Below are 20,627 nucleotides of genomic sequence, written 5' to 3'. Positions count from 1 at the left end.
TAAAAAAATGCTAGACGATAACGCATCAGAAGATAAAAGATTACAAGAAAGTTTAAGACAAAAAACTTGGGACGAAACCGTAACCAAAGATTCTTGGATGGTTTTCAAAGTGATGTCTGAATTTGTAGATGGCTACGAAAAACTAGCCAAAATAGGACCTTGTGTTTCTATATTCGGTTCTGCAAGGTTAAAACCAGAAGATCCTTATTATCAAATGGCGGTAGATATTGCCAGAAAAATTACAGAAATCGGCTTCGGTGTTATTACAGGAGGCGGTCCTGGAATTATGGAAGCAGGAAACAAAGGAGCGAGAGAAGGCAACGGAAAATCAATTGGATTAAACATAGAATTGCCATTTGAACAGAATTTTAATCCTTTTATAGATAAACCTTACTCGATTAATTTCGATTACTTTTTCGTAAGAAAAGTGATGTTTGTAAAGTATTCTCAAGGCTTCATCGTTTTACCTGGAGGTTTCGGAACGCTAGATGAACTTTCGGAAGCGTTAACATTAATTCAGACACATAAAATCGGCAGATTCCCAATCGTTTTGGTGGGAACAGAATTTTGGAGCGGACTTCTGGATTGGTTTACCGGAACTTTGCTGAAAAATCATTTGATTAAAGAAGAAGATTTAAGTCTTTTCCGAGTGGTAGATACAGCAGATGAAGCAGTAGCTCATATTAAAGCTTTCTACGATAAATACTCTGTAAGTGTAAATTTCTAGAATTTGGCATAAGATTTGACATTTTTTATATACATTTGAAAAAAATACAACTTTGAAAAAAGTATTAAATAAGAAAAAAATGAAAAAATTTATAGGAATAATCGCAATAGGTTTAATCACAATGCTGATGAGTTTTACACTCTCAGATTTTTATTCTTCTATGACCAAGGTAGATTATGTAGAAGGCAGTAAAACGCTAAAATTCACTACAAAATTAAACTCTGGACACATAGCAGAAGTTTTAAAAATTAATCCTAATACAACTGCTTTTGAAGCGGAAGTGAAAAGATATGTAAATGACCATTTTGACGTGTATGTAAACGGTCAAAACAAAGCGCTTACGTTTACCGGAAGTCAAGTGAATGGAGAAAGTGTTTGGGTATATTTCGAAGCGAATGGCGTTTCTGATATTTCTAGCTTAAAAATTAAAAATAATCTTTTATTAGAAGCTTATCCTAAACAACTCAACTTGGTAAATATTGCTTATAAAGGTTCACAAAAAAACATGACCTTTATGCGTGGTAAAGAAGTAAACGAAGTTTCTTTTTAACAAAAATTTTAAAGATAAAAGTAAGCCTTACAGATTTTGTAAGGCTTTTTTGTTCTTAAAAATTATTATCAATTAATGCTTTTGTTTTTACATCTACGTCTTCTTTTCTATTCAATATAAATATTACATCTTCTGTGGCTGATTGATAATTATTCTTGTTATACATTATCATAGAATTGTAGAGAAAATCATCTGCATTACCACTTAAATAATAAATATTTCTTAACTGTTTATAAGCTAATGTATCATTGCTATAAATTGCCTTTTCTTGTAAACTATCTCTTAATTTCTTATTCTCAAAATCTGTAGTATAAATTTCACCTGTGTTTACAGAAGAGTCAAAACTAGATTCTTTCTCTTTACAATTAAAAAAAGAATAAAAATAATGATATTATAAACATTAGATGATTGGTTTTTTACTACTCAAAGTAAATAAAAAAACAGCCTCATTTCTGAAGCTGTTTTATGAATATATATGCGAAGTTAGATTTATTTTCTACCTCTTACTTTTACATTATCAAGCTCCCAAGTTGCAGAAGCTGTAGCCGTAGAAGTATATTTAAATGCAACTACCACATTTTTACCTGCAAAATTAGAAATATCTAATTTACCTGAGTTTACAAATGGTGCAAACTTACTTAAATCAGAATCTAAGATTGGGTTAAGTTTAGTCCAAGTCGTAGTAGCATAGTTTCCTGTATAGTTATCTGTTACATAAACTTCTAACGGATTTGAAGGAACGCTTGCTCTACCATCAGTTTCAAAACTTAAGTAGTAATTTTTATATCCTGCAAGTGTAATAGGTTTAGAAATCAACCAGTCTTCATTACCGTTTCCGCTCATTACAACACATGGTTTTGGATTACCAAACTGTTGGATATTCCAAACAGCAGCTCCAAGAACGCTTACAGCAGTCCAGTTATTGGTTAATGCTCCAGAAAAATCTTCATTAAAAATATTTTCAAAAACTGGTACTGGAGAGCCATCACATCTATTTCCATCAAAGTCTGCTCCAAGTGGATTAGTAATCCAAACTTCGTACTTGCCATTATATTTGGTTAATACACCATAAAGGTCTCCTTTTCCGCTATCAATTTGTCTGCTTGCAAAATTTGCAAAGCTACTTGTAGTAAGAGAAATTTTAGCTCCTGAACAATCTTCTAATGTTCTAGAAGTATTAGAACCACCAGCATAAGATTCCCCTAAATCATCATTAATGAATTGAAGGTTTTTAATTTTTATCCATCTGCCTACATCTGCATCAGTAAGACCCGCGATTGTTTTTTCTGTCGCTACCACTTCTGTAAAATCATTAGTTGGGAAGAAATGCTTATATACGTCGTTTGGTAAAACTCTACCTACATTTCCACTAAATAAGCCTCCTAATTGTACTTCACCGTTTACAGATCCTACATATAAATCCTTAAGATTAATTAACACTTGTTTTCCTACAAAGAATCTAGGGTCTGCATAAAGAGAAGCCATATCTATGTTTACTCTAATACCACCTGTTTTATCTTCTACATAAATGTATTTAAATAAGTTTCCTGTTTTATCGTTAGCAGTTACTTGAGCTTTAAGGTATGCATTATCAGGAATTTGAGCCAAAGTACCAGAGAAATAAGCTTTTACTTCTGCAACAGTTTTCATTGTTTTACCTGTAGTGTTGAAAGTACAAGAAGGAGTAGTACCGTCTAATCTTGCCCCTTTCATGTTAAGATCTGAAACTCTATTAATAAAAAATTGATAATCAGAATTAAATTTACTTAAAATACCTATAAAAGTACCATTTCCAGAAGGTAATTGGTCTGCAGCAAAAGAAGCATAACCACTGTTTCTTACTACTCTAGAATTTATTGGAGTAGTCATGGTAGGGTCTACAATTTGTCTATTTACAGTAGTTCCATTTGGTGCATAAATATTACAAAGTAAATTGATTGGAAATTCTGCATTATTTATTTGTACTAAAGCACCAATTAGAGGATCAACAGTAGAAGTATTCGTTAAACTTGCTAAAGTTATTACTTTAGGAACCATTTTCACTTTAGAAGCACAAGATCTTACCAAATGATTTGCTACTAATTTTTCTGGAATTCTACCAAAAGTAGGAGTATTGGTAATGGGATCAATATTATTATAGCCAACTTGTAAAACGTTACCATATCTACCAAAAGCTAAGCCTTTTAGCTTGATGTATACTTTAGAACCTTGTGGGAAAGAAGTATAAGTACTTACAGCATCTACACTTACTACTAAACCTTGAGTAGGGTTTTCTGGCGCGTCTTGTAAATAAATCGTTTTATAAACATTCCCAGACTCATCAGAAGAAGAGACATACCCTTCTATAATGATATCATCCGTAATAGTTGCTGTGTTATTTGCAAAAGCTGTTTTTACTTCTGCAATCGTTTTAGTAGGTGTTAAATCTTGACACTTTCCTTGTAAATCTGGTGTCGAATAAACATCATCTTGTACACAACTGGTTAAGAAAACCGTAAGTGACAAAATGAAAATTCTTATAATTGAAAAATATTTTTTCATGTTTTAATATTAATGAAATTAAAATCTTAAATAAACATTAGCAAAGAAAGTAGTTCCTCTGTCATACCATAATTTCGGACCAAATAATGAAACTGGTGAAATTACATTATCTACATATGATTCTGTGAAGTTAGATTTTCTACCTTGTTCAAAACCACCTGTTACATAATCTCTATTGTTTAGGATATTGTTTACACTTAAACTTAATCCCATTCTATATTTGCCTAATAAGAATGATTTACCAACATTTGCGTTTAACATGAATTGGTCATCAAATTTCTTTTGTTTGTTTAATGCGTCTACATCACTCTGAGTTACCACTTGTCCTGTAACTGGGTGAATGTAATTATCACCAGTAGTAGGATCTGTGTAGAAGTTTGGAGTTCTGTTTAATGCAGAGAAATCTAAATATTGATCCATTAAATAGTTTGCAGACATACCAAACCACCAATATTTAGGTGAGTTATATCTGAAGCTTAATGAAGCTGCTTTTTGTGGAGTTCCAGCAATTTTATAACCTTTAAGTTTTGCTGTTCCAATTTCGTCATAACCATTAGGATATAAATCTGAATCAATTGAAACATACGCAGTAGGATTATTGCTAATAGTATAATCACCGTAGCTTACTACTAAAACTGATGTTAAAGTAGGGGTAATTTTTACATCTGCAGCAAATTCTGCTCCCATATATTTTTTATCAATTCCTGATAAAATTTCTGCCACGAAAGCATCTTGTGCAGTTGCATCTGTACCTAACTGAATACCTTCTGCAAAATATCTAGAAATTTCTGTAGAATTTTTGATTGAGGTATAGTAACCCGTTAATCTTAATTTAAGAACTTGACCTCTTGTAATGTAACTGAAATCAGAAGAAGCAACTTCTTGGTTTTGCAAGTTTGGAGTTACAAAATCGTTTACTCTTGGGTTAATGAAAATCTCGTTCAATGTAGGTGCTAATGTGAAATAAGCTCCGTTTGCCACTAAGAAATTTCTACCATTAATTTTATAAGTAAGTTTACCTTTTACCCCATAGTCTTGAGAATCGTAAACATCACTTTTTCCTTTAGAATTATTTAGATAAAAATGATTTCTAAAATATCCTTCTCTAAATGACTCTGAATATGAAGAGAAACCAGATAATACCACATTCCATCTTTTTAAATCTAATTCTGTAGAAATATTTAATGCTGCTACATCTCTATTAAGAAGATAAGAATATTGTGTTCTATCGCCTTCGTAAACCCTAGTGCTTGCTCCATCTACATTAAACGGCTTATCACCACCGAATGCATCTAGATTATTAGCATAAGCTGCACCTAACAAATCTTTAATTCTTCTAAAGTTATCTGATCTTAGATTTTGGTAGTTAAAGTTAACATTTAATTTCCAATTGTCTTTTAATCTGGTGTCAAAGTGAGAAACAAAATTAATGGTTTTATCTCTATTTACATCTTCTACCATGGTGTAAACAGCTCCTCTTTCAAGGTTGTTTCTGTTTGCTTCATATAAAAAGTCCCAGTCAATTTGTTGTCCTGATTTATTTTGTCTCCAATCATAGATTCCTCTAGCATAAAGTGGTAAATATGCATTAAATTCTGCTGCTGTTATATTATATCCACCATCACTAGTATCATAAGTTGTTGGAGCAAAAATGTAGCTTGGCAATTTTCTATAATAAGTTGGATTTGGATCCGCACCATGGAACCAATCTAATCTACTTCTAGCATCTTCGCCTTGTTGATAAGAGAAAGTAGAATTTAAATTAGATGATTTTCCGATTTTCCAATAGTGCGCCATTTGGAAAACTGGTTCGAAAACGTTTCTAATTCTAGAATTTCTTTTCTCTCCATCTTGCCATCCCCAATAAGAGTTGTAGTTTTTACCAGCTAAATCATATACTTCTTGTGTATTTGGACTGTTAGAACCTCTGTAAGTTGGTGAACCAAATGCTGTAAAGTTAAGAGCATGTCTTTCTCCTAATCTTTTTTCTACTGATAAGAAATAAGCGTATGCATCTTGATAAGTTCCTTCTATCACTCCTTCTTCTGCCCATCTTCTACTTGCAGAGAATGAATAAGCCCATCCTTTTTTATTAAGTCCACTGTTATAAGTAGCCATCGCTCTGTGGAAATAACTTCTATTAGTAAAAGAATATGCTAATGAAGTTCCTTTTCTATAAGAAGAAGCTCTAGTATTGTAATATGTTACACCACCTAAGTTACCAAACGTGAATTCTGAAGGAGTAAGATTTTCTACATTTTCTTGAGGATATCTTGTTACGTCATTAAGACCTCCCCAGTTACTGAAATCTACTCTACCGTCATCATTTTTAGACATAGAAACACCGTTGAATAAAATATCTTCAAAACGATTATCTACACCTCTTGGTCTAAACCAATATGCTCCTAGTTCAAATGCCGCTACATTAGCAAAAGCATCTCTACCTGAGCTTAACAAACCTACTGTAGGTTGAGTACTACCATTGTCAGAATCTTGAGTGTCAGAATCATCAATGGTAATAACTCCTAAATCTGCCATATCTAGCGAAGGAGCAAGAGAAATAGAACCTAAATCTTTTTTCTTCTCATTTGCATAAACATCAAATTCAATAATTTTGTGTTCAAAGCCCGGCTTCGAAATTGTAATGGAATAATGTCCCGGTTTCATATCCACCAATTGGAAATAGCCAATTTTATCAGCCGTAACATCATTGTCTGAATCTCTCAAATCAACTTCAGCATTCTCTACTGGTTTGCCTTGTGCATCTTTTAGATAGGCATAAACTGTAGTTTGCGCTTGTAGTGCTGAGAAAGAAAGTATCCCAAATATTGAGATAATTGATAATTTCTTAATCATAACTTATTTTATTTTTTTCCTTCTTTACAATAGTGAACTATTGAACCTACAAATTTATGTGAAATTTCCTTTACTTTAACTTTTTTTAATCTTTTTTTCACAAAAATCAAACCTAATAATTGTCATATTTTTTTTAATAATGTTTAATATCATGCTAATCTGGCATTTTTTTGGATATATATTTGCAAATAATTATATGCGTTATTCGAACTAAATGATTTAAATTTGTAATCCACTTTTTAATTTTATAAAATGAGAAAATATTTTAGCCTTATTGCAATAGCGATTTTCTTTATAGGATTTGCTCAAAAACCACAAGTTCAGGTTAAAAGAGCTACTATTGCTTTCCTAAATGTAGAAAACCTTTGGGACACCATTCCATCTGCTGATTATATTGATGGAACCTTACCAATTAATAATCCTGCTTTCCACAGAAGCGTACCAATTGATTCTCTTAAATTTTTACCTGTAACAGAAGAATATAAAGGTCAATGGAGTGACGAATTACTTATCGGAAAAAAAGTAATCAGATACCAGAACTTAGCAGATGATTTTACTCCAAAAAGTGCTAAAAACTATAATTCTAAAGTTTACCAAACTAAACTAGCGAATGAATCAAAAGTAATCTCTGAGCTAGGATATCAATACACCAAAACTTTACCCGCAATTGTAGGTTTAATAGAAGTAGAAAACAGACAAGTTGTTCAGGACTTAATTAAACAACCTGCGCTTAACAAAGTAGAATGGGGAATTGTACATTACAATTCTTATGATGCGAGAGGAATAGACGTAGCTGTAATTTACCAAAAGAAAAGATTTACCGTAACAGATTCTTACAAAAAAGAAGTGGTAAATTATAATGACGAAGGCAGAAGAAGTTACACCAGAGATGTGATGGTGGTAAAAGGTTTATTAGACGGAGAAAAAGTAGCCGTTTTCATGAACCACTGGCCAAGTAGAAGCGGCGGTGAAGCTGCATCTGCACCAAGAAGAAATGCTGCTGCTGCAGTTTTAAAAGCAGAAATGGATAAAATAAGAGCCGAAGAACCAGACAGACTTCTTTTTGCAATGGGCGACTTTAATGACGACCCGGTAAATGTGAGTTTAACTAAACATTTAGGTGCTGTAGGTGACAAAAAAGAATTATCAGAAGAGAGACCTTACTATAATTTAATGTATAAAATGTTCAAAAGTGGTGTAGCATCATTAGGCTACAGAGACGCTCCGAACTTATTTGACCAAATTATCGTATCTAAAAATGCTTTATCTGATACACTTCAAAAAAATTACAGTGTTTACAAAGCTGAAGTATTCGCGCCGTCTTATTTGATTACTCCAGATGGACAATACAAAGGTTATCCTTACCGTTCTTGGGCTGGAGATACTTTTACAGGAGGTTACAGTGACCATTTCCCATCATTGGTAGTTTTACAAAAAGAATTTACACCAGCTCAATAAGCTGTAAATAAATAAAAATTAGACCGCTTCAATTCTTTTGGAGCGGTTTTTGTTTTTTATGATTAACTTTACTTTAAAATAAAACTACCTCATCATGAAAAAATTAATTCTAATTATTGCTACAATATTTTTAATTATCAGTTGTAGTAGCCCACAAAAAATTGCTAAAGACGCCAATAATCAAACTGCAATGAAGCCAGAAAAAAATGATGATGGAGAATGGGATTTAGACGTAATTGATACTCAATATGATTATTTCTTAAACGCCATTGCAAAACCAATGAGCTTTTACTCCGAAGAATATTTGAAATCTAGAAACACTTTTCTCGTAAACGAATGGAACAGTTATTACTACTCTGGAAGATACAGAAACATCATAGAATCTTCTATTGACTATGACCCAAATGAAAAATACGGCTTAAAATTCGAGTATAAACTGTATCAAGTTTTTGCTTATGTACAATGGAAATACGGTCTAAAACTACAAGGTTTAAGCATGACAGAAGTAAGATAATTTCTAAAATGTAGAAAACAAAAAAAGGTTCAGAATTACTCTGAACCTTTTTTTATTGAAATTAAAAGTGATTATAATTTATTATAATTTTCTTCTACTTTATCCCAGTTGATTACTTCAAAAAATGCTGAAACATAATCTGGTCTTCTGTTTTGGTAATGCAAGTAATAAGCATGTTCCCAAACGTCTAAACCTAGAATTGCAGGATTTCCGCAACCCACTCCTGGCATTAAAGTATTATCTTGATTAGCCGAAGAACAAACTTCTAAGCTACCATCTTCTTTTTTACATAACCAAGCCCAACCAGAACCGAATCTTGTTTTAGCAGCAGTAGAAAAATCTTCTTTGAATTTTTCAAAACCACCATAAGCTTCAATTGCAGCTTTTACATTTCCCACAGGCTCTTTGCTACCTCCTGGAGTAAGAATTTCCCAGAAAAGCGTGTGATTAAAATGACCACCACCATTATTTCTAATAGCAGGAACATCAGAAGCTGTTTTACAAATTTCTTCTATTGATTTTCCTTCGTGCTCTGTACCTTTTATAGCATTGTTTAGGTTATCTACATAAGCTTGATGATGTTTTGTATGGTGAATTTCCATAGTTCTTGCATCAATTACTGGTTCAAGAGCATCATAAGCATAATTTAATTTTGGTAATTCGAATGACATAATGTTTATGTTTTTAAATTTTTCCAAAGATAAAAATTCTCATCATACTTTCATTTATAATTTTTTTTAAAAATTTTATACTTAATATAGATGAAACCAAACATTACCTTTCTCACAAAAAAAGAACACGCATTTTGCGTGTTCTTACTTTTTAACTAAATCTTATATTGAAAGGCTTTTATCTATTCATAGACATTAAGAACTCTTCGTTATTTCTAGTGGTTTGCATTTGTTTTTGTACAAATTCCATTGCTTCTAGAGGATTCATATCTGCTAAATATTTTCTGAGAATCCACATTCTTTGCTGCGTAACATCATCATGCAATAAGTCGTCTCTTCTGGTAGAAGAAGCCACTAAATCTACAGCTGGGAAAATACGCTTGTTAGAAATTTTTCTATCCAACTGAAGTTCCATGTTACCCGTTCCTTTAAATTCTTCGAAGATTACTTCGTCCATCTTAGAACCTGTATCAATAAGTGCAGTCGCAATAATGGTTAATGAACCTCCGTTTTCTATTTTTCTAGCAGCCCCGAAAAATCTCTTTGGTTTATGCATAGCATTCGCATCTACACCACCAGAAAGCACTTTCCCTGAAGCTGGCGTTACAGTATTGTAAGCTCTTGCCAATCTGGTGATAGAATCTAATAAAATCACTACATCATGACCACATTCTACCATTCTTTGCGCTTTTGCCAAAACCAAATTTGCTACTTTCACATGTTTTTCAGCTGATTCATCAAATGTAGAAGCAATTACTTCTGCGTTTACACTGCGCTCCATATCTGTAACTTCTTCTGGTCTTTCGTCAATCAAAAGAATCATCATGTAAGCTTCTGGATGATTCGCCGAAATAGAATTCGCAATTTCTTTCAATAGCATGGTTTTACCCGTTTTTGGTTGGGCAACAATCATGGCACGTTGTCCTTTACCAATAGGAGCAAAAAGGTCTACAATTCTAGTAGAAATCGTAGCATTTTTCCCTGCCAAATTAAATTTTTCCTGCGGAAAAAGCGGCGTTAAGTATTCAAACGACACTCTGTCTTTTATAAAGTCTAAATCTCTACCATTTACTTCTAAAGCTCTCTGTAGAGAAAAGTATTTTTCGCCTTCTTTAGGTAATCTTACAATTCCTTTTACCGAGTCACCCGTTTTAAGTCCGTAATTTCTGATTTGTTGTGTAGAAACAAATACGTCATCTGGTGAAGAAATGTAAGAAAAGTCCGCTGAACGTAGGAAACCGTAGTTGTCTGGTAAAATTTCTAAAACACCTTCTACTGTTACAATATTGTCAAAGTTAAAATCTTTTTTAGGTGGATTTTCTTCGGTATTTTCTTGGTTTCCGTGAGATTGATTTTGATTTTGGTTATTTTGAGCACCATTTCCGTTTTGATTACGGTTTTTATTTTTTTGTTGATTTTGCTGATTCTGTTGGTGCTGTTTTTGCTTTTGCTGATTCTGTTGCTTCTGCTGATTTTGATGAGAAGCAACCTGTGGAATTTCTGGCTCCGCATCTTCGGTTTTTGCGACTACTGCAGTTTCTGTGTTTTCTGCAGTAACTTCTGGCTCTGTAGCTTTTTCTTCTGTTTTAGGAGCAATTCTTTTTCTTTGCTTTTTAGAAGAAGTATTTGCTTCCGCAGGTTTTTCTGCTGCTTCTACTTTCGGTTCTGTTACTTCTTCAGGTTTCGCTTCAGGAGTAGTTTCTTCGAAGAGTTCTGCAGGTTTTTCTACGGGTTTAGTCGCTACTTTCTTTTTTGCAGGAGCTTTCGCTTTAGGTTTTGGAGATTCTTGTTTTTCTTCCATAGTATTTTCGGTAGCGTTAAAATATTCCTTTGTTACTTTCGGATTAGAAGCTTGGAAATCTAAAATAGCAAAGACGATGGTTTCTTCAGTACTATTTCTAGGAATTTTAACGCCTAAATCTTTTGAGATTTTGGTCAGTTCCGATAAGGACTTAGACCTTAACGTTTCAATATTAAACATAAAATATGTGAAAAAATTGTAATAATATAAGTAATTGTAAGTAAGAAAGTTGAATCAGGCGATTCTTCTTTTTTGCTGAACTTGTTACTTGCAAATCTACACTTTTTTTGACAAATACAAAAAAATAAATTATTTTTGCACTGAAATGATACAGAGAATACAAACTATATTTTTACTGATTGTAGTATTGGCGCAAGTTGCACTGCATTTTACAGGGTTAGATGTAGCGCTTTTTGGCAGTGTTTATGTTATTGCTACCCTAAGTTTAGTATCATTTTTATTGGCTTTATTATCTATTTTCAGTTACAAAAAGAGAATGAGACAGATTCTGTTGAATAATATCAACATTTTCATAAACGCTTTGTTGACTGGTTTATTGATGTATTGGCTACTAAATTTATCTGGAGGAATAGATTTTCCTGAGAAAGGTATTGAGTTAGCATTCCCTCTGATTTCTTTGTTTTGTTTGTTTATGGCAAACATCAATATCAAGAAAGATGAGAAACTCGTAAAATCTGTAGACAGAATTCGATAAATCTTACCAACGATTTATTTTGAGTGAAAACAGTTTCGGAAACGAAGCTGTTTTTTTTATTTCAACCCTCAAATTCTTTCATTTTCAAATTTTCAAATTAAAAAAGTGTAATTTTGCACTTTATTTTAAATATAAATGAGTCCACTAAAAAGAATACTTGCTTTTGCAAAACCTCATCAGAAATATCTTTTTTTAAGTATATTTTTCAATCTTTTATATTCCGTTTTTCAGATTTTTTCCGTTTTGGTCATGCTTCCTGTGCTACAAATGATTTTCAATGTAGACCAAGAAAAAATCACCAAACCTGTTTACAGCGGAAAGTTTTCAGAGTATTTTTCTTACATCAAAACTTCTGCTTTTTACAACATTCAAGAAAGCATTTCAGAATATGGCGCCATAAAAGTTTTGGCAGCGCTATGTATTATCACCGCAACTTCATTCTTGTTTAGAAATATTTCTAGATATTTTGGTTCATTCATGCTGGTGAACTACAGAGTAGGCATTACCAAAGATTTAAGAAGCAAAGTCTATCAAAAATTTCTAAAATTACCGGTTTCTTTCTTCACAGAACAGAGAAAAGGAGACATGATGAGTAGGATTTCAAACGACATCGGGAGTATCGAAAATTCTATTATGGGAAGTTTGGTAGACGTTATCAATGCGCCTTTTATGATTACGGCTTCTCTAATTACACTATTTGCATTATCACCAAGTCTAACCTTGTTCTCTCTATTGGTTTTCCCAGTAATGGGCGGAATCATTTCTTGGGTAGGAAAAAGCCTGAAAAGAAAGTCTAAAAAAGCACAAGAAGAACTCGGAAACCTTTTTTCAATCGTAGATGAAACCTTGAAATCATCAAAAATCATTAAAATCTTCAATGCTGATATCATTCTGAATACTCGTTTTGAAAAAACCACGCAAAACTGGAAAAATCATGCAATTGCCATGAGCCGAAGAAGAGAATTAGCTTCTCCAAGTTCAGAATTTCTAGGTTCGGTAACCATTTTGTTAATTACTTGGTTTGCAGGAATCCAAATTCTAGAAAAACAAACTATGGACGCGGTAACTTTCATAGGATTCATCGCTATCTTTTTCCAAATTCTAGAACCTGCCAAAAGATTATCTGCCGCTATTTCTAACATGCAAGGAGGAATTCCCGCAGTGCAAAGAGTTCTGGAAGTTTTAGATTACGATTTAAAGGTAGAAGAAATTGCCAATCCTATTTCTATCAAAAACCTCAATCATCAAATAGAATTCAAAAATATTTCTTTCTATTACGACAAAGACAATCAAATTCTTAAGAATTTCAATTTGACCATTCCGAGAGGAAAAACAGTGGCTTTGGTAGGACAATCAGGAAGCGGAAAAACCACGATTGCGAATCTTTTAGCCAGATTTTATGATGTAACAGATGGTGAAATTTTAATCGACGGCATCAATATTAAGGACTTAAATTTAACCGAATACCGTAAACTTCTGGGAATGGTTACTCAAGAATCGGTATTGTTTAATGACAGTGTTTATAACAATATTTGGATGGGAAAAACCGAAGCATCGGAAGAAGAAGTGATTCATGCTGCAAAAATTGCCAATGCTCATCAATTCATAGAAAATTTGCCAGAAAAATACCAAACCAATATTGGTGATGACGGGAACAAGCTTTCTGGCGGACAAAAACAAAGGATTTCCATTGCAAGAGCGGTGCTTAAAAATCCACCAATTATGATTCTAGACGAAGCAACTTCTGCACTGGATACAGAATCTGAAAGATTTGTACAAGACGCATTGGACAAAATGATGGAAAACCGAACTTCTATAGTGATTGCACATAGACTCTCGACGATTCAAAAAGCAGATCACATCGTAGTAATGGAACGTGGAAACATAGTAGAACAAGGCACTCATGACGAATTGATTACCAATAATAACGTTTATAAAAAACTTGTTGAATTGCAGAATTTTGGGTAGGGTTTTTACCACGCAAAGGCGCAAAGAATTTCGCGAAGAGCGCAAAGATTTTTTTAAAAAAATTCTGATATTCAATATGGAAAAAAGGTAAAGATTTTAGAATCTTTACCTTTTTTCTTTTAAAAATATTGGCGTGTTTTGCATTTCAAAACTTAGCGCTCTTTGCGTGAAATTTATTCTTTCATCTTCGCAATTACATCTATTCCGCCTTTGGTTTTATCCCCAATTTTACAAGTAATTTCTGTATCTAACGGTAAGAAAACATCCATTCTAGAACCGAATTTAATGAATCCAAATTCGTGACCAGCCTTAGAAGTATCACCTTCATTACAATAGAAAACAATTCTACGTGCTACATAACCAGCAATCTGGCGAAAAACCACTTTATGATTGGTTAAACTTTCTACAGCTACTGTAGTTCTCTCGTTTTCGGTAGAAGATTTTTCGTGCCAAGCTACTAGATATTTTCCTGGGTGATATTTTTTATAAATCACTTTACCAGAAACTGGATATCTACAAATATGAACATTCAGCGGAGACATAAAAATAGAAACCTGAATGGCTTTTTCCTTTAAAAACTCATCTTCGAAAACTTCTTTTATCATCACCACTTTTCCGTCTACTGGTGCAATTACGTTTTCTTTATGGTCTACAATATCTCTATTGGGAACTCTGAAGAACCAAAAAACCAATCCATATAAAATTAATAACGGAATAAGGATGATTAATGACCAAATTTCTAGAAAATATACTGCTAAAAAACCGAATACAGCTACTGCAATGGTAGCAACTAGAATGGTTCCTTTACTTTCTTTATGTAGTTTCATTTTTATGAGTTAATAAGTTATGTTTTTAGAATATGTTTTCTAGAATAAAGTACAAATATACAACAGGCGCTGCGATTATAAAACTGTCTAATCTATCAAGAACGCCACCATGTCCTGGAATGATATTTCCGCTGTCTTTTACACCGAATGTTCTTTTTAGTTGGCTTTCTACCAAATCACCAAGTGGAGCAAAAATAGAGACCAATAATCCCACTACAATCCAATTCCCACGTAAATCTGGGAATTTTTGCTCGATGAAATATCCTAAAATTAAGGTGAAGAAAACGCCTCCCGCAAAACCTTCCCAAGTTTTTTTGGGTGAAATTTTCGGAGCCATTTTATGTTTCCCGAACATTCTTCCGGTAAAATAAGCAAATGAATCACTGCTCCAAATAAGGACAAAAAGAAGAAAAACTTCCCAAGTGAAAGCATTATCGTTTAAAAAATATTTTGGCAAACCTAATGCGAAACCAAATGGTAAAACCGTATAAATAACGATGAAGATAAGCTTGCCTTCGTCTTGATATAATTCTTGAGGAAATTTAAATAAGGTAATCGCAGCAATTAGGATTAATGAAAGTGCTAAAATTTCGGATAAATCAAAGGTGTAATAAAATCCAAAACCGAAGAATCTTGTCGTAAATTTATAATAAACCAATGCGACTAAAGGCAAAACCAACCATTGATATAAGTTCCCTTGGAATTTCATAATTCTCACGCCTTCATAAGCTCCTACAACTAAGAAAAATGTGATTAATCCATAAAAAAGCTGATGAGGTTTTACTAAATCTGGCGAAATTTTATTGATGAGTATTGCTCCGTATTCTGTAGTGCACAGAAAAGTAAGTAATCCGTAGATGAGACCAGAGCCAACTCGCTGAATGAGATTTTTATCCAATTTGTAAAATTTAAAAATAGAAAGAATTAGTCTTCTAGTAAAATTAAGAAAAGTTTAGTTTGATCTTGAGTAGGAGCATCTAACTTAGATTGGCTTCCGCTGATGGAAGTAAGATTTCTTACATTCCCTCTTCTCTTAATTTTCATCATGGCTTCATTTAAGTCTCTTACAATCTGTGAAACGGTTGCCATAATGATGATTTTACCAGGCAATCTAGAAGAATGATAATGCAAAATATTATTGTAAGAAAGCATAACTCTTCCGTCATAAGCGATTAAAAATTCGCAGGTAATAAAAGCGGCATCATTATTAATATCTAGATTTTTGGTAAAATTGGTTTTGGTAACGTTTAAAAAATTCTGTAAGTCATCATCACAACAAAAAACATTCTTAATGCCCTCGATTTTGATTATCTGATTTAAGACTTGTAATGCTTCTGCTTCGTCTCCGCAATAGTTAAAAAAACCACCTGAAGCCGTAAATAATTGCGCAAATTTATAATCAAGATCAGCATTTTTAAGTTGATCTGCCAATTTTGTAACATTGGGATCATCTTGCTGCTCGTCTTGATTAAGAATTTTACTTACAATTTTCTTAAATAAACTCAATTTTCTTCAGATTTTTAAACTTAGCCAACAACAAAAATATAAAATAATTTAGAAACTAACTATATATCAAAGATATAAATAAAAAAGTTCCTAATAAAAATATTAGGAACTTCTATATTAATGAATGTAAATTCTTAATTTTGAGACTCTTGCGGCTCTTCACTAGAAGTGTTTTCTGGAGTATTTTCTACTACCGCTTCAGTAACTGGACGCTCTGTTAATTCAGGATCCCAAGCTCTTTTGCCAAAAATCTCTTCTAAGTCTTCTCTGAAGATGACTTCTTTTTCTAAAAGCTTTTGAGCAAGAGCATCTAACTTATCTCTATTCTCATGAAGAATAGTTACCGCTCTTTTATACTGATTTTCGATGATATCTTTAATCTCCACATCTATTTTCTTAGCCGTTTCTTCTGAATAAGGCTTACCAAAACTGTATTCTGACTGACCAGAGCTGTCATAGTAAGAAATATTACCGATGTTTTCGCTCAAACCATAAATCGTTACCATTGCTTGAGCTTGTTTCGTAACTCTTTCTAAATCCGAAAGCGCACCTGTAGAAATATTTCCAAACGCTACTTGTTCTGCTGCTCTACCACCTAAAGTAGCACACATTTCGTCTAGCATTTGTTCTGTAGTAGTTAATGAACGTTCTTCTGGTAAATACCAAGCCGCACCTAAACTTCTTCCTCTTGGAACAATTGTTACTTTTAATAAAGGCGCTGCATGTTCTACCAACCAAGAAATCGTAGCGTGTCCCGCTTCGTGGAAAGCTACTCTTTTCTTTTCTGAAGGCTTAATCGCTTTATTTTTCTTTTCTAAACCACCGATAATTCTGTCTACAGCATCTAAGAAATCTTGCTTTGTAACAAATTCATGATTGTTTCTTGCTGCAATAAGCGCTGCTTCGTTACAAACATTCGCAATATCCGCACCCGAAAATCCAGGAGTTTGTTTTGCCAAGAAATCTCTATCAATGTCTGGAGCTAATTTAATTTTAGCCAAATGCACATCAAAAATCTCTCTTCTTTCGTGCATTTCTGGTAAATCTACATAGATAGAACGGTCGAAACGTCCTGCTCTCATCAATGCTTTATCTAAAATATCAGCTCTGTTAGTTGCCGCCATTACAATTACATTGGTATCTGTTCCGAAACCATCCATTTCTGTAAGCAATTGGTTCAGCGTATTTTCTCTTTCGTCATTTCCTCCTTGCAAACCACCTCTTCCTCTAGCTCTACCAATCGCATCAATTTCGTCAATAAAAATAATGGCTGGAGATTTTGCTTTAGCTTGAGCAAATAAATCTCTTACTCTAGAAGCTCCAACTCCTACAAACATTTCTACGAAATCTGAACCAGAAAGCGAGAAGAAAGGAACTTTTGCTTCACCAGCAACTGCTTTTGCCAATAAAGTTTTACCTGTTCCTGGAGGACCTACTAAAAGAACTCCTTTCGGTATTTTACCTCCTAATTTTGTGTATTTTTCAGAATTTTTCAAGAAATCTACTACTTCTTGCACTTCTTCTTTAGCACCTTCTAGACCTGCTACATCTTTAAACGTAACTTGAACTTTTTCATTTTCGTCAAAAAGTTTAGCTCTAGATTTACCAATGCTGAAAATTTGTCCACCAGGTCCGCCTCCGCTTCCCATTTTTCTGAAAAGGAAATAATAAATAACGGCCATGATTCCAAACCAAATTAAAGCTTGGATTAAAATATCTTGAAAAGGAGAACCTGCAGTTTTAAAATCATATTGCGTTTTAACCTGAGGATTTTCTTTTTTCAAATTGTCAAATTTCTCTTGGAAGTATTGTAAATTTCCGTAATTGAAATCAAAATCTGGTTTTTGCTCTTGCATTGCTGGCAAAAGATTCTGAGTGTCTTTTTTAGCATTTTTCACCATTGCAGCTCTGGCTTCTTTGGTAAGAAACACATCTGCTCTAGGCGTATCTGTGTACACAATTACTTTTTCTACCTTGTTTTCTTTCAGCAAAGTGAAAAATCCGTTCTCATTGATAGACTGAGGCGGATCAAGATTGAGCAACGGATAAATGGTGATGGCTAATACTGCAAAAACCACCAGATAAAACCAGTTGAAACTACTTTTTTCTTTCATTTTATAATCATTAAAATCCTGATAGAAATTCAGAAAATTTCATCAGGATATTATTTTTAGGTTAATATTAATTTTCTACGGTGATTACTTTGGCGTCTCCCCAAAGTTCTTCTATATCGTAATATTCTCTGATATGTTTTTGGAAAACGTGAACGACAACTGAAATATAATCTACTAAAACCCACATTGCGTTTTCGCTTCCTTCTACATGCCAAGGTCTGTCTTGGAGCTCGTTACGTACTTTTTTTTCTACATTTCCAGCGATAGAAGATACTTGTGTATTAGAATTACCACTACAAATCACGAAATAATCTGCCACAGAATTTTCTATTTTAGTAAGGTCTAGTATTTTAATGTCTTCACCTTTTGTGTCTTGTATTGCATCAACAATTTTAGCGATTAATGCTTCTTTTTCTGTATTTTTACTCATTCAAAAATATATGTTTAATTGCAAATTTATTGTTTTTTATTCAGTTTTTAGTGATTAAGGTTACTTAAAGTTTTGTTAAATGAACAGTCTAATTTACTTCAATAATTGTGCTTCTACGCAAGATGAGCTTATAGATTTTCTCAATCAGCATTATCTTTCTGAAGATTTTTTAGCGGTTTATACCTTTAATCAAACCAAAGGAAGAGGACAGTACGGAAATTCTTGGGAAAACCTACCCGAGGAAAACCTCGCCTATTCATTTGCTCTAAAAGCCAAAAACATAAATGTTTCTGATACTTGCTTCAATTTCTATACCGCAATTCTGGTGAGAGATTTTATTGCCAATTTGACAAAAACAGAGGTTAAAATCAAATGGCCTAATGATTTGATTCTCAAAAACAAAAAAATCTGCGGAATGCTTTTCGAGAAGAATAAAAATTATTTCGTGGTAGGAATTGGCATTAATATTCTCCAAGAAAATTTTAAAAATCTGCCAAAAGCAGGTTCTGTTCTAAGCCAAACCGGACTGTCTTTTGAGCTGAAAGCCTTTACAGAAAGCCTTCATCAATATTTATTTGAACATTTGGTTCAAAAAGAAATTCCCAATAATATTTTAGAATTGTATCATCTACATCTTTATCGTAAAAATGAAGTTTCTGTTTTTGAAAAAAACGAGGTGCGACAAAATGGCATAATTCAAAACGTAGACGAAAATGGTTATATTTGGATTGACCTAGAAAATGAAGGTTTACAAAAATTCTTCCACAAAGAAATAGAAATGCTCTATTGATTCGCTCTCTTCATGTAAAGGTAAAATGCCAATGCTCCGAAAACAATATTCGGCAACCACATCGCCAAAAGTGGCGGAATGGAATTATTACCAGATGCTACAATTTTGAGCACTTCAAATGAGAATACAAAAACGAATGCCAATGAAATTCCGATGGCTAAATTCATTCCCAGACCTCCTCTTTTTTTCTGCGAAGAAAGCGAAAGCGCTAAAAAGGTTAGAATAATAATAGAAACTGGCATCGCAGTTCGCTGATGAAGTTCATTGAGATAAGCATTGATATTACTATTTCCTTTTTCCTTCTCTCTTTCGATGAAATTAATTAAATCTGGAGTGGTTTTATTTTGACCCAATAATTCATTCGGGAATAATTCTTCGGGTGTATGTTTAAAATCTTGTGTTTTAGTGTCTCCATTTGTCAAGATTTCGTGGTCATTTTTATCAATTCTTTTTTCTAAATAATTACTGATAACGAAGTTTTTCTTTTTCTCGTCCCAGTAAATTTCCATGGCATTGATTTGATAAAGCAGCTTTTTATTTTTATCAAATTTCTGATACAGGTAACCAGAACCTCTGTTCATTTGGCGGTTATAACTATTGATAAAAATATATTCCTGAGGATTTAATTGAGTAGAAATCTGTGCATTTGCCGTAAATTTTTCACGGTTCGTGGTGTTCATGGTGTAGATTTCTAATTTATTTTTCTTGATATTAGACCAAGGCAAAATAAAATGGTTGACAGCAAGAATTGCCGTGGCAATAATAAGCGCAGCAATAAGATATGGTTTCGCAAAACGGTGAAAACTCGCACCACTACTGATGTAGGCTACAATTTCTGTATTATTCGCAATTCTAGAAGTAAAATAAATTACCGAAATAAAAACTAAGATTGAAAAGAATGTAATCAGATAATACACCATCAAAAATGGGTAGAAATTTATCAAAAAATAGCCTACTGTAAAACCATTACTCTCAATTCTGGGAGATTTTGCTTGTACATCTATCACCACAATGATCACAGAAAGCAACACCAGCATGAAAGCAAGAGTTCCTAAGTATTTTTTAAGGATGTATCTATCTAAAATTTTCATTAATCTGTAAAATCGATGATTTGCAAAAATGCTAAATCGTTTTTAAAAACACTTGAAAGTTAATTATT

The 20,627-nt window shown here is 33.1% G+C and carries 17 protein-coding genes; 7 read left to right on the top strand and 10 right to left on the bottom strand.

Features of this window, described 5'->3' with window-relative positions; genetic code table 11:
- Nucleotides 1-7 precede the first annotated feature (7 nt).
- Both C3729_RS05150 and C3729_RS05145 read left to right on the top strand, forming a co-directional pair.
- Nucleotides 8-727 (top strand): TIGR00730 family Rossman fold protein, encoded by a 720-nt coding sequence (locus C3729_RS05150; protein ID WP_069800065.1) that lies wholly within the window; start codon nucleotides 8-10, stop codon nucleotides 725-727.
- A 79-nt stretch (nucleotides 728-806) separates the two neighbouring features.
- Nucleotides 807-1,277, top strand: coding sequence for a DUF6702 family protein (locus tag C3729_RS05145; protein WP_069800189.1), 471 nt, complete (start codon nucleotides 807-809; stop codon nucleotides 1,275-1,277).
- Between the two features lie 489 nt (nucleotides 1,278-1,766).
- Here the strand turns inward: C3729_RS05145 and C3729_RS05140 are convergent, their stop codons facing one another.
- Together C3729_RS05140 and C3729_RS05135 are read right to left on the bottom strand one after the other, a co-directional pair.
- The gene (locus C3729_RS05140; protein ID WP_104793163.1) at nucleotides 1,767-3,818 is read right to left on the bottom strand and encodes a DUF5689 domain-containing protein; all 2,052 of its coding nucleotides are present in this window, start codon (nucleotides 3,816-3,818) and stop codon (nucleotides 1,767-1,769) included.
- Nucleotides 3,819-3,836: 18 nt separating this feature from the next.
- Nucleotides 3,837-6,674 (bottom strand): carboxypeptidase-like regulatory domain-containing protein, encoded by a 2,838-nt coding sequence (locus C3729_RS05135; RefSeq protein ID WP_104793162.1) that lies wholly within the window; start codon nucleotides 6,672-6,674, stop codon nucleotides 3,837-3,839.
- Nucleotides 6,675-6,926: 252 nt separating this feature from the next.
- Here C3729_RS05135 and C3729_RS05130 point away from each other — a divergent pair, with 252 nt between their 5' ends.
- Both C3729_RS05130 and C3729_RS05125 read left to right on the top strand, forming a co-directional pair.
- Complete coding sequence (locus C3729_RS05130) at nucleotides 6,927-8,132, top strand: endonuclease (RefSeq protein WP_104793161.1); 1,206 nt, start codon at nucleotides 6,927-6,929, stop codon at nucleotides 8,130-8,132.
- 94 nt (nucleotides 8,133-8,226) lie between these two features.
- Nucleotides 8,227-8,646 (top strand): DUF6146 family protein, encoded by a 420-nt coding sequence (locus C3729_RS05125; protein WP_104793160.1) that lies wholly within the window; start codon nucleotides 8,227-8,229, stop codon nucleotides 8,644-8,646.
- Nucleotides 8,647-8,717: 71 nt separating this feature from the next.
- On the opposite strand, the gene C3729_RS05120 is transcribed toward C3729_RS05125, so the two are convergent.
- Both C3729_RS05120 and rho read right to left on the bottom strand, forming a co-directional pair.
- Complete coding sequence (locus C3729_RS05120) at nucleotides 8,718-9,317, bottom strand: superoxide dismutase (RefSeq protein WP_104793159.1); 600 nt, start codon at nucleotides 9,315-9,317, stop codon at nucleotides 8,718-8,720.
- Nucleotides 9,318-9,495: 178 nt separating this feature from the next.
- Entirely contained in the window at nucleotides 9,496-11,298 is a 1,803-nt protein-coding gene (rho, locus tag C3729_RS05115) for a transcription termination factor Rho (RefSeq protein WP_104793158.1), read from the bottom strand.
- Nucleotides 11,299-11,443: 145 nt separating this feature from the next.
- On the opposite strand from rho, the gene C3729_RS05110 reads away from it, so the two are divergent.
- Nucleotides 11,444-11,833, top strand: coding sequence for a DUF4293 domain-containing protein (locus tag C3729_RS05110; RefSeq protein ID WP_104793157.1), 390 nt, complete (start codon nucleotides 11,444-11,446; stop codon nucleotides 11,831-11,833).
- Between the two features lie 135 nt (nucleotides 11,834-11,968).
- Entirely contained in the window at nucleotides 11,969-13,801 is a 1,833-nt protein-coding gene (locus tag C3729_RS05105) for an ABC transporter ATP-binding protein (RefSeq protein WP_104793156.1), read from the top strand.
- Between the two features lie 173 nt (nucleotides 13,802-13,974).
- Here C3729_RS05105 and C3729_RS05100 read toward each other — a convergent pair whose 3' ends face one another.
- The 5 genes from C3729_RS05100 to rsfS form a co-directional block, all read right to left on the bottom strand.
- Nucleotides 13,975-14,628 carry a phosphatidylserine decarboxylase family protein gene (locus tag C3729_RS05100; RefSeq protein WP_104793155.1) on the bottom strand — a complete coding sequence of 218 codons (654 nt, stop codon included), beginning with the start codon at nucleotides 14,626-14,628 and terminating at the stop codon, nucleotides 13,975-13,977.
- Between the two features lie 25 nt (nucleotides 14,629-14,653).
- The gene (locus C3729_RS05095; RefSeq protein ID WP_069800044.1) at nucleotides 14,654-15,526 is read right to left on the bottom strand and encodes a phosphatidate cytidylyltransferase; all 873 of its coding nucleotides are present in this window, start codon (nucleotides 15,524-15,526) and stop codon (nucleotides 14,654-14,656) included.
- A 26-nt stretch (nucleotides 15,527-15,552) separates the two neighbouring features.
- Nucleotides 15,553-16,134: an LUD domain-containing protein gene (locus C3729_RS05090; RefSeq protein ID WP_104793154.1), complete on the bottom strand. Its 582-nt coding sequence runs from the start codon at nucleotides 16,132-16,134 to the stop codon at nucleotides 15,553-15,555.
- Between the two features lie 134 nt (nucleotides 16,135-16,268).
- Nucleotides 16,269-18,248, bottom strand: a complete 1,980-nt coding sequence (ftsH, locus tag C3729_RS05085; protein ID WP_104793153.1) for an ATP-dependent zinc metalloprotease FtsH — start codon at nucleotides 18,246-18,248, stop codon at nucleotides 16,269-16,271.
- A gap of 67 nt (nucleotides 18,249-18,315) precedes the next feature.
- Nucleotides 18,316-18,678, bottom strand: coding sequence for a ribosome silencing factor (rsfS, locus tag C3729_RS05080; protein ID WP_069800040.1), 363 nt, complete (start codon nucleotides 18,676-18,678; stop codon nucleotides 18,316-18,318).
- A gap of 79 nt (nucleotides 18,679-18,757) precedes the next feature.
- Here rsfS and C3729_RS05075 point away from each other — a divergent pair, with 79 nt between their 5' ends.
- Nucleotides 18,758-19,468 carry a biotin--[acetyl-CoA-carboxylase] ligase gene (locus tag C3729_RS05075; protein WP_104793152.1) on the top strand — a complete coding sequence of 237 codons (711 nt, stop codon included), beginning with the start codon at nucleotides 18,758-18,760 and terminating at the stop codon, nucleotides 19,466-19,468.
- Here the strand turns inward: C3729_RS05075 and C3729_RS05070 are convergent.
- Nucleotides 19,462-20,559: an LptF/LptG family permease gene (locus tag C3729_RS05070; protein WP_104793151.1), complete on the bottom strand. Its 1,098-nt coding sequence runs from the start codon at nucleotides 20,557-20,559 to the stop codon at nucleotides 19,462-19,464. The two genes, C3729_RS05075 and C3729_RS05070, sit on opposite strands and share 7 nt — an antisense overlap.
- Between the last annotated feature and the right edge of the window lie 68 nt (nucleotides 20,560-20,627).

Source organism: Cloacibacterium normanense, from assembly GCF_002943105.1.
In the GTDB taxonomy this organism is placed as follows: Bacteria; Bacteroidota; Bacteroidia; order Flavobacteriales; family Weeksellaceae; genus Cloacibacterium.
The sequence above is the reverse complement of the archived record's forward strand: the minus strand, read 5'-3'. Positions and strand labels throughout refer to the sequence as shown.